Source organism: Chthonomonas sp. (genome assembly GCA_016788115.1).
Classification (GTDB): domain Bacteria; phylum Armatimonadota; class Fimbriimonadia; order Fimbriimonadales; family Fimbriimonadaceae; genus UBA2391.
In genome coordinates this window covers 463,679-473,224 of sequence record JAEURR010000003.1, presented here as the reverse complement: position 1 = coordinate 473,224, position 9,546 = coordinate 463,679, and the positions used below count along the sequence as shown (strand labels likewise).

Below are 9,546 nucleotides of genomic sequence, written 5' to 3'. Positions count from 1 at the left end.
CAAGTCACCTGAATTGTCTTCACCCGAAGTCCGTGGCCTAACCGTAAGGAGGGAGCGGCCGAAGGTGAGGGGAGTAAGGGGGACTAAGTCGTAACAAGGTACCCGTACCGGAAGGTGTGGGTGGATCACCTCCTTTAAGGACTTGTACGTGGAATCCGGATTCCGGATTTCCACCATGTCCAGGTCGGAAGACGCGCATCCTTATTGAGCTTTTAAGCTGTAACAAGCAATAAAGACCCCAAGTGAGTTTCACTTGGGGTCTTGCTGTTGTAGCAGGACACTACTATCTAGTGCGCTGTGACTTGTTCGTCAGCCTCTCAGAACGGAAATCGAAGAAATGGGAACGCCTGGACAACCCGAGACAGGAGTTCAACATTTGTCAAGGAGCTTAGCTCCGAATCTGACGTTCCACTGGTTTTCAGCATCGCGGTAAGAGATGGGTCATTCGCCAGAGTCCCGATCTGGTCCTTGACCGTTCGCTTTGTAACGCCCAGGGAAAAAGCGACTCGATCCAAGTCGGTGCCGCAATGGTAAATCGCGTCCAGAAGCCTTCGCTCCCTAGGTTTCAGCATAAGGTTCGACGTGTCGATGCGGTCGTACCCGCGAAACAGTATGTCGTGAAGCCAATAATTGCTGGCGGGCTTTTTGACGCGTTCTCTGTCAATACGAACCAGTGCAAACTGCTGCTGCAACGTCCTGCGAAGAACCCGCAAGGCACCCCAAGCGCTTAAGCCAGAGATCATGTGTTTTTCGGTCCGAAGCAATCTTAGCGAATGCGCCTTCAATGGGGTCATCACAAGACTTCTGAGGTTAAGCCCCCTCGCCGCCTTCACGACAACGGGTCGAAGGTGGGTAAACGCATCGCCCGGTTCTGCCCAGCGATCGTTCCAGCACAATGCCAGGAACCAAAGCACGAGACCGGTTCCATGCTGCATCGACTTCCATTCCGCTTCATTCAGTGCACTATGTCGATCTTCCAGCGGTGCCAGTGAACCCAGATCATGCAGGCTCTTCATTTCGGAGAGGTGATTTTGGTATAGCGATTCGGAAACGCTTAGCAATACAAAGCAAGCGACCCGGTTACCAGTCTGCTCATCCGAGACCCAGTAGGCCAAGCGGCAGCAGTCAGGTTGATTCAGACTCCAGAGTCGATCCCAGCCGACCCGGACATCCGCCTCTGAGAACTTCCCTCCGCTAGCATGGCTGGCCATCGACAGGAATAGTTTGAGTTCTTCCCGAGTGTTTCCGATCGGTGCGCTTGAATACATCATTTGCTCGACCAAAGTCAACGGAGTTTTCACGTTGCGCCTCTTCCCAGCGATCTTAGACAATCGAGGTGAAGGCAACCGGGTCTTCCAATGACAAGCGTGCGATCAAAGCACGGAGGAAATCATGAAAAAGTTACTCTTCGGTGCAGCAGTGCTGCTCAGCATGGGTGGGGACGCAGAGGCAGCAAACTGCCGAGACGTCTATTGCACATTCTATTCCGGCCGCAGCGACTTCGTTGCGACGATCTACCAGGACAACCGACCGGTAAGGAGCATCGTGTTCTACACTTATGGCTCCATTGAAATCCGATTCAAAGGAATGCCGGTCAATCACAACTACCAGATCCGGTTCAACGACTGCTACAGTTGGGGATCCGCCGCGACGGACACCCAGTTCGTGCATGGCTATGGATGGTGGGGCTGGGAACTGAAGGCAGCCAGAGCTCCGCGCTAATGGCTCCGGCGGGATGAGATCTGCCAGTCAGAACTCTCTCCGCTCGAACTGGAAAAATAGGGTGATCAAACAAGCCCCCCGGTGATTCGCACCAAGGGGGCTTGTCCCATTTGGAGCCAGGCTCAACCTACCCAGCCGAGTCGTACGCTGCTCTCAGCCAACCCACAAGCTCCGCATCAATCGCCTCCACCGCCGCGATCCGGACCTTGTAGTTGCACATGCCCCCGGGCGGCAAAGTCACCAGTCGATCCGAACCGGAAAGCCCTTTGGCGTTCAGGCCGATCTCGACTTCCGTTTTCGTCGCCGGGCCTATCATCGCGAACTGCTTCTTGCGACGCAAGCTCACGTAGCCCTTTTTCGGCGCAATCTCGAATTCCCCGAACAGCCTGATCTGTCCCACCAAATCCTCGTGGATTGGGCGCAGGTCGGCTTTGGCCCCAATGTAGATCTCGTCCAGCGGATCACCAAGCGGCGCGGTAGAGCGGGACTCCAGCGCATAGTGGGTCAGCGTATTGGCATCGCCGTGCCCCATGCCCAGTTCCGACTTGAGATAGTCGCGGATCTGACCGTGCTTCTCCAGCCCGCTCACCTTGATGATCGCCACCAGTTGCTCCAGCTTCTTGCCGGTCCGGGTCTCGATGTTCTTGAGTTGGGTCTCCACCGCCTGTTCAAGATCCATGAGGCTTCGCCTCCTTGCGCCGTCTCAGGTTCAACGTCATCAGCGCCGACTCCTTCCCGTCGGCTCCCACCGAATAGAACGTTGACCGTAGCTGATCGGGATTCATGAGCCGTTCGCGGATCAGGTAGCGTCCCCGAGTCCCCGTCATCTCGTGAAAATCGAAGACGAGCGCCCCCTCGACGAGCGTGACGTTGCCGAAGTAGACCGTGCTTTCGTTGTGGGTGTCCAGATAGAAGACGTCCTTTCCGTTTGAGTCTGGTCCCACCATCGAGTTGGCGCGCATCATCGGCTTTTGGGGGTCTCCAACCGTCGTCACAAAGTGAACGGTGCGCTTGTTGTCACCGAGCGTCGCGCTCATCAGCACCTTCAGCTGTGGGTCCTCGCTCTCCCACGTACCGACGATCTTTTGCGCCAAGGTCAGTGCGGGCAGCTCGGTCGGAGCGGATACCAGCAGCGCGGCCATCGTGCACAGGAGCGATGCGCTCATGACCTTGCCTCCTTCTGATATTGCTTCCCGGACGCAAGATACCCGCGCAGCGCATCTTCCATCAGCGCCTTCGATCCATCCCGGAACATCTTCTCGAGCTCTTCTGGCACATCCCCAAAGAGCGTCAGTTTTTTGGCGTACAGGCACTGGCCGGATTCGAGGAGGGTAAACGTCTCAACGTTGTGCGATGAATACGTGGAGTTCATCACGCTTGGCGAGACCGTTACCAGCCGGCGTCCAGGGCTCAGCTCGGCGATTGTTCCGAACAAGGCACCGCCGCCCTCGACGAACTGTTCTTCGATGATCCCGCCCACCCGCGCATCGACCACAACCGTCGAGTCACCTCGGAAGCGGTGCGGCCACCAGTTGTCCATCTCGTGGACCAGTGCGTTGTAGACCCTCTCGGGCGAGGCGTCGATCGTCATTTCCATCTCGATCTTCACGCATCGAAATGGTGTAGATACTGTTGCAGAGTGCATCACATCGTTCTCCTTAGTAGGTGTTTCTGCGTACCGTCGTAAGTGTAGGGCCGTCTCAGCCGCTGCATCCGAGTGTTCACTAAGCCACCGACCGAGCACCTCGCGAATGGGGATCGCGTTACTGAAGTTCAGGCGTTGCCGGCCTTCCCTGCGCGGGAGGACCAAGTTCGCCTGCTCCAGCACTTGCAGATGTTGCATCACCGCAAAGCGGCTCAGATCCGGCAAGTAGTGCGTCAGTTGGCTGGTGGTTAGCGGACCCTCTCGCAGCAAATCTAGGATCTGCCGCCGATGAGGGCTCGAGAGCGCACGCCAAACGATTTCCAATGTTCCAGCTTCTCCGATATACGTGATAAATATATCACATATATCGGAGAAAACCTAGGGACCTCTCAGACGACGTAGGGCGCGAGCCGCGAACGGAGCTCGGCCACGACCTCTGCCTCGATGTGGATGCCGTCGTCTTGGTAGTCGGCTGAGAGCACGCGACCGTACCGATAGCACTCGTCAACCAAGACGCTGTGATCGTACGGGACGACCGCACGAATGGTGCCCAGAAACTCCTGAACGCGCTCGCGCAGCGCCGCATGCAGTCGATCCAGTCCCGTGCCCTTGAGCGCCGAGATGGCGACCGGCTGGGGCAGATCGCCTAGGTGCTCCATCACGTCTGATGCGGGGTCCAGCCGATCGATCTTGTTCAAGACCGTGATCATTGGCTTCTCCGCCGCTCCAAGCATGCCCAGCGTCTCCATCACCGCATCGGCTTGCATCTCCCATTCGGGGTGGCTGGCATCGAGTACGTGGAGCACCACGTCGGCGTTGGTCGCTTCCTCCAACGTCGAACGAAACGCCGCGACCAGGTGGGTCGGCAAGTTCCGGATGAACCCGACCGTGTCCGTGAGGAACACGGAGTAGCCGTCCTCCAGGTCGACCTTCCGTGTGGTCGGATCGAGGGTTGCAAAGGGCATTGCGTCGGCCAGGAGCTCGGTGCCGCTCATCTGATTCATCAGCGTCGACTTGCCTGCGCTGGTGTAGCCAACGATAGCGACAAACGGATACGGATTCTTTCTCCGCGACTCTCGCTGGGCGTCGCGGTGCTTCCGGACCTCGTCAATCTCTCGCTTGAGCCTTGCGATCCGGTCACGTACCATGCGGCGGTCGGTTTCCAGCTTGGTTTCGCCGGGACCGCGCATGCCGATGCCGCCCTTCTGCCGTTCGAACTTGGTGTACACGCTCATGAGCCGAGGCATCATGTAGCTGAGCTGGGCAAGCTCGACCTGCAGTTGGCCCTCGCGCGACCTGGCGCGCGAGGCGAAGATGTCGAGGATCAGCTGCGTTCGGTCGATGACCGTTCGCTTGAGCGATTCTTGTAAGTTTCGCGACTGTATCCCCGACAGTTCGCAGTCAAACAGGACGTAATCCGCTCCCGAGTCCACGACGTGGGCCGCGAGCTCGTTCACCTTTCCTGAGCCGAGAAATGTCGCTTTCGTCGGACGACCAATGCGCTGTCTCAGGGTCCCGACGGGCTCAACATGAGCAGCCTCGCACAGTCCGGCGAGCTCTTCTTCGACGTACAGATCGTCACTCTCGTCGTCGTTGACGAAGACGAGAAATGCGGTTTCTTTGAGTTGTGTTCTTGTGTCTTTGGATTCTTGCATTCAGGCCTTTAGAAGCGGCCAATGCTGAACATAAATTCCAAGCTCAGGCCGTCAAAGTTGTAGCCATCGAACCGGGACACACGATCGTAGCGAAGGGCAAGTCGGCCTGCGTTGGAGAGGGTTGCCCCAAGCTCCATGTTCAGGTTGTAGCCTAGTCGCTTCTTGCTGACGCGAGCCGCGCCAGTGCCGATACCGTAGTCGAAGTAGCTGGGGCCAACGCGGAAGGCGACGTAGGGCACTGCGCCTTGCGAGTTGGGGTCTCCGAGGGTAATCGTGGGTCCGTAAGATGGCGAAATCATCAGAAATCGGTTGCCGCGCGAGTTGCGGGTGAGTACTCGGAAGTCGGATCCGATTTGGGATCGCTCAGTGGAACCACGGGTATCCACAGGACCAAAGCCGAATCCGAACCAGGTGCTCCCCAGTGCGTCGCGGGTCTTCTTCGCGGTGGGTTGGAACGCGCCGACCTTGGGACCGATGCGGAGCTCGGCTTGGGCGGACACGACCAATGCGGCCACGAAGAGAACGGATAGATTCAGCTTGATCATGATCCATCGAGTCTACTTGAACGGGCCGCATCCACGTCAATTCATGGGGGCAAGTGGGACTTCTGGTCGGCTGATCCACTGCTTGGCAGCCGCATCGACGTACCGCCAGGGGAGCTCGTCCCCCTTACCGGCCGCAAGTCCGATCCGGACCCCATGGAGAACCTCCGCAACGCGCTCCTTAGGTTCAATATGGAGTTCAGAGTCCGGGGACAGCATGGGCGCATCGTTGTACTGAGCCGTGATGCCGAAGGCGGCGCAGAGCTTGCCGGGCCCGCTCAGGAGGTCGCGATCAGACCGCGCTTTGGGACGTCGATCCCGCATGGTGTCGATGCCTTCAAGCGGCTCGGCCGCTCGTATCAGCACGGCCGAGCCCTCACCGACTGGCCCTGCCACTAGGTTCAGCATCCAGTGGTGACCATAAGTGAAATACACGTAGGCCCGTCCCGCATCGCCGAACATGACTCGGGTACGCGGGGTCATGCCGCGATACGAATGGCAGCCGGGTTCACTCTGGTGGTACGCCTCGACTTCCACGATGCGAGCGCGGAGCGGTCCGAGCGAGAGCTCACACCCCAGCAGTGCCAACGCGCCCTCGTGCACATCGCTCTCCAGCAGCGCCCGCAAGTCCATGGTGCTAAGACGTCGCGCCGAGATCCATGTCGCTGCTGTGCCCCGGAAAGAGCTTTGCTGCCGGGTCGATCATCGTCTTGGCCTGACAGACCGCGCTGGCGGCTTCACCGACGCCGGTCGCGATCAGCTTCAGCTTGCCCTCGAAACTGCACACGTCGCCGACCGCGAAGACGCCTGGGATGTTTGTCCGGAAGTGGTGGTCCACGACGATCTGATTCTTCTCAATCTGAAGGCCCCAATCTTTAAGCGGCCCGAGCGAAGATTTAAATCCAATGTTGACGACCACCGAGTCGGCATCGACCTCTTCTGTGTCTTTGGATTGCACATTTTCGAGCAGGACGCGGCTGAGTTTCCCGTTGCCCCGCAGTTCCTTCACAACGTACCACAGCTTGAACTGGACCGGGGTCGCCTGCACACGCTTGACCGTGTCTTCGTGCGCCCGGAACTGGTCGCGTCGATGCACCAGGTGGATCGACTCCGCCACGTCCACCAAGTTCAACGCCCAGTCAAAGGCTGAGTCGCCGCCACCCACGATGAGCAGTTTCTTTCCAGCGAAGACCGCCTTCTCTCGCACCCCGTAGTGCACGCACCCGGTCGCCTCGAACTCAAGCTCGCGCTCGACGCCGATCCGCGTCGGGGAAAAGCTGCCGTTTCCCGCCGCGATGATGATCGTCCGGGTTGGCAGGGACACACCTTTGGCTGTCTGAATCGTGTAACCCTCTGCGCTATCTGAGATCAGGGTTTCTGCGGTCTCTGAGAGCGCCAGGTGCGGGTGGAACTGGGTTCCCTGGGCGATGAGTGATGCGGCGAGGTCTTTGGCTAGAACCTTGGGGAAGCCAGGCATATCGTAGACGTACTTCTCGGGGTACAGGGCGGTGAGTTGGCCGCCGAGGTCGGGCAAGCTGTCAATGATCCGGACACTCATCCCGCGGAGTCCTGCATAGAAACTCGCGAAGAGCCCTACTGGCCCTCCACCGATCACCGTCACATCGACTCGCTCGTTCAAACTCGTATCCACGCTCCGGAAAGTGTACCGTTCGGGACCTGACTCAACGCGATTTGGGAGCAGTGCGTAAGAATAGACAAGGATGAACAGAACGTTCGTACTCGCGATCTTGATTGTCGCTGCAACAGCCGCTATGGCCCAAGAATCGGACCCCTGGGTCGTGCTCTCTCGCGGCAGCATCTACGTGCACCCGACCGCCAAGCGGTTTGTCGATGTACCCAAGCTGGAGCGCACCGTCGCCGACCTCAAACCGACGGACTTGAAGATCCTCGTAGTCCCGTCTCTCGGTTCGAAGTGGCGCGTCCAATCGGGCGAGGAGAGGCGCGGGGCCTTCTCGATCTACGCGTTCGAGAAGCAGTTGAACATGCGCAACGGGATCTTCATCGTGTTCACCAAGCAGGGGATCACCGCGTACTCGGATCGGCTAGGCGATGCATCTTTGGCCGCTCTCAATAATCAGGCCCGAGGGTTCGTGAAGAACGATAACTACACCGACGCGATCGACTGGTTGGCCCGCCGGGTGAACGCTGCCGGAACCCAAAAGGCGAAAGCACGGACGACGGCTGGCGGTTCGATTGCAGCGGTTGTGTTGGGAGGAGTTGCGGTTGCGGGCCTCGCGATAGTAGGGGCTCGCAAGGCCCGGATCGCTTTCGCTCGGGAGGCTGCTAGCCAGACTCAGGACAAGGCCCTGGATGCCATTGGCTACCTCGACAGTTACGCCGACCTCCTCGCTCCCGGCCCAGAGCAAACCGCGGTTCGCGACTATCGCGAGCGCGCTATGGGCCTCTACGAGCAGGGCAGGGAGCTGCGGGACGGCGCGAAGACTGCCGACGAGATGCGCCGCGCGGGCCAACTCTTCGAAGCGGCTGCACGGGAAGCCGAACTGGGCAAACCCCATATCGAAGCGGCGACCGGAGGTACCAAAGTCGCGTTCACGATCCCTCCCAAGGTCACCGATACGACCCCAACCGCTACGCCGAGCCCCCTTTTCCAGCCCTTCGAGGGCGTCTGCTTCTTCTGCTCGCGGCCCGGCCAAAACGACCTGACGCAGGTGGTCGTCAATGTGAACGGCCAGCGCAGGAGTGTGCTCGCATGTCCTGCCGATCGCGCAGAGATGGAGCGTGGGTTCGAACCTCAAATGCGGGGGCAGGTGTCGCAAGGACGGTTCGTTCCCTGGTACATGACCTCCGGATACAACCCGCACACGATGTACGGTTCAGGCGGCTTTGTGTGGGACCTCATGACCTTGAGTCTCATTTCTCACATGTTCAACCCGTTCTGGTCGGTCGGCATGATCAACCACTCGTTCGGGAACACAGCAGGATACGACCCGGGCTGGGCTGGTGGGGCGTCGCTTGATAACCAGACACTCACGGACCTGGACCAGAGCGGAAGTTTCGGCGGATTCGACCTCGGCGGGACCGATTTCGGTGGCTCCAGCGGCGATTGGGGAGGAGGCGACTTTGGGGGCGGAGACTTTGGGGGCGGCGATTTTGGCGGCGGGGGAGATTAGGGCCGCGCGGAAGGGGGTTCCACGCGACCCTTGTCCGATTACTTGCCGGGGACTCGGGCGTTGACGGCGTCCCAGTCGATAACCTGCATGTAGGCATCGATGTACTTGGCACGGGCGGTACCGAAGTCCAAGTAGTAGGCGTGCTCGTAGACGTCAAGCGCGAGCAGTAGCGTGTGGTTCCAGATGGGGAAAGTGTTTTGCGCGTCGCCGATGTAATTGAAAACTCGACCCTCTTCGTGATCGTAGGCCAGATACACCCAGCCGCGACCCGCGATGGCGGTCGCCTTCAGATCAGCCGCCCAGTGGTCAAACGAGCCGTAGGCCGCGAGGATCAGCTCGGCGACCTTCCCGGTCGCGGGGCCACCCGATCCACCGATCGTGTCGAAGTACACGTTGTGATTGATGTAGCCTTCGTAGGCGAACGTGTAATCGACCTTGAGCGCGCGCATTTGGCTGAAGATCTGGTTCGCCTTGGTCGGATCGACTTCCATCTCGGCAAGTGCCTTGCGGATTTCGTTGGTCTTGTTGGCATAGCCTTGCCACAGCTTAAGGTGCTCATCATGGGTCTTGCGGCTGATGCCGACACGCTCGGTCGTGTAGACCTTCTCCGGGATCGCTTGGGGTACTGCTACGAGTTTGGGTTCCATCTTGATCTTCTGCTCCTTAAAGTTGAAAGCTGCCAGGGAAGGGGTCACCGCCGAAACTCCCAACGCAAGCGTGCCTGCGACAAATTCGCGGCGGGACAAATCGGGGGGTTCTGGGGCCATCGTTCCTGGTGTTTCTACGATGCTACCGCCTGGATGGTTCGGGCCGTCGAGCCACCTAGTACA

General features: G+C 59.1%; 11 protein-coding genes and 1 rRNA gene. 3 read left to right on the top strand and 9 right to left on the bottom strand.

All coding sequences use genetic code 11. The features are described from left to right. Nucleotides 1–136, top strand: a 16S ribosomal RNA gene (locus tag JNM85_02430); the annotation flags it as partial. Nucleotides 137–317: 181 nt separating this feature from the next. Here the strand turns inward: JNM85_02430 and JNM85_02425 are convergent. After that, nucleotides 318–1,301, bottom strand: coding sequence for a hypothetical protein (locus tag JNM85_02425; protein MBL8086911.1), 984 nt, complete (start codon nucleotides 1,299–1,301; stop codon nucleotides 318–320). Nucleotides 1,302–1,392: 91 nt separating this feature from the next. Between JNM85_02425 and JNM85_02420 the strand changes: the two genes are divergently transcribed. Then, nucleotides 1,393–1,722: a hypothetical protein gene (locus JNM85_02420; protein MBL8086910.1), complete on the top strand. Its 330-nt coding sequence runs from the start codon at nucleotides 1,393–1,395 to the stop codon at nucleotides 1,720–1,722. Nucleotides 1,723–1,849: 127 nt separating this feature from the next. On the opposite strand, the gene JNM85_02415 is transcribed toward JNM85_02420, so the two are convergent. From JNM85_02415 to JNM85_02385, 7 genes are all read right to left on the bottom strand, one after another. Next, nucleotides 1,850–2,401: a DUF4287 domain-containing protein gene (locus tag JNM85_02415; protein MBL8086909.1), complete on the bottom strand. Its 552-nt coding sequence runs from the start codon at nucleotides 2,399–2,401 to the stop codon at nucleotides 1,850–1,852. Beyond that, the gene (locus tag JNM85_02410; GenBank protein ID MBL8086908.1) at nucleotides 2,391–2,888 is read right to left on the bottom strand and encodes a hypothetical protein; all 498 of its coding nucleotides are present in this window, start codon (nucleotides 2,886–2,888) and stop codon (nucleotides 2,391–2,393) included. Before JNM85_02410 ends, JNM85_02415 begins: the two co-directional genes overlap by 11 nt. After that, entirely contained in the window at nucleotides 2,885–3,691 is an 807-nt protein-coding gene (locus JNM85_02405; protein ID MBL8086907.1) for a helix-turn-helix domain-containing protein, read from the bottom strand. Before JNM85_02405 ends, JNM85_02410 begins: the two co-directional genes overlap by 4 nt. Before the next feature lie 65 nt (nucleotides 3,692–3,756). Continuing rightward, nucleotides 3,757–5,022 (bottom strand): GTPase HflX, encoded by a 1,266-nt coding sequence (hflX, locus tag JNM85_02400; protein ID MBL8086906.1) that lies wholly within the window; start codon nucleotides 5,020–5,022, stop codon nucleotides 3,757–3,759. 8 nt (nucleotides 5,023–5,030) lie between these two features. Then, nucleotides 5,031–5,567, bottom strand: coding sequence for a hypothetical protein (locus JNM85_02395; protein MBL8086905.1), 537 nt, complete (start codon nucleotides 5,565–5,567; stop codon nucleotides 5,031–5,033). Nucleotides 5,568–5,603: 36 nt separating this feature from the next. Next, on the bottom strand, nucleotides 5,604–6,197 hold the full coding sequence (locus tag JNM85_02390; GenBank protein MBL8086904.1) for a DNA-3-methyladenine glycosylase: 594 nt from the start codon (nucleotides 6,195–6,197) through the stop codon (nucleotides 5,604–5,606). Nucleotides 6,198–6,201: 4 nt separating this feature from the next. Next, entirely contained in the window at nucleotides 6,202–7,215 is a 1,014-nt protein-coding gene (locus tag JNM85_02385; protein MBL8086903.1) for an NAD(P)/FAD-dependent oxidoreductase, read from the bottom strand. A gap of 70 nt (nucleotides 7,216–7,285) precedes the next feature. On the opposite strand from JNM85_02385, the gene JNM85_02380 reads away from it, so the two are divergent. Further along, entirely contained in the window at nucleotides 7,286–8,716 is a 1,431-nt protein-coding gene (locus tag JNM85_02380) for a hypothetical protein (protein ID MBL8086902.1), read from the top strand. A 38-nt stretch (nucleotides 8,717–8,754) separates the two neighbouring features. Here the strand turns inward: JNM85_02380 and JNM85_02375 are convergent, their stop codons facing one another. Beyond that, nucleotides 8,755–9,483, bottom strand: a complete 729-nt coding sequence (locus JNM85_02375) for a superoxide dismutase (protein MBL8086901.1) — start codon at nucleotides 9,481–9,483, stop codon at nucleotides 8,755–8,757. Nucleotides 9,484–9,546: the final 63 nt, after the last annotated feature.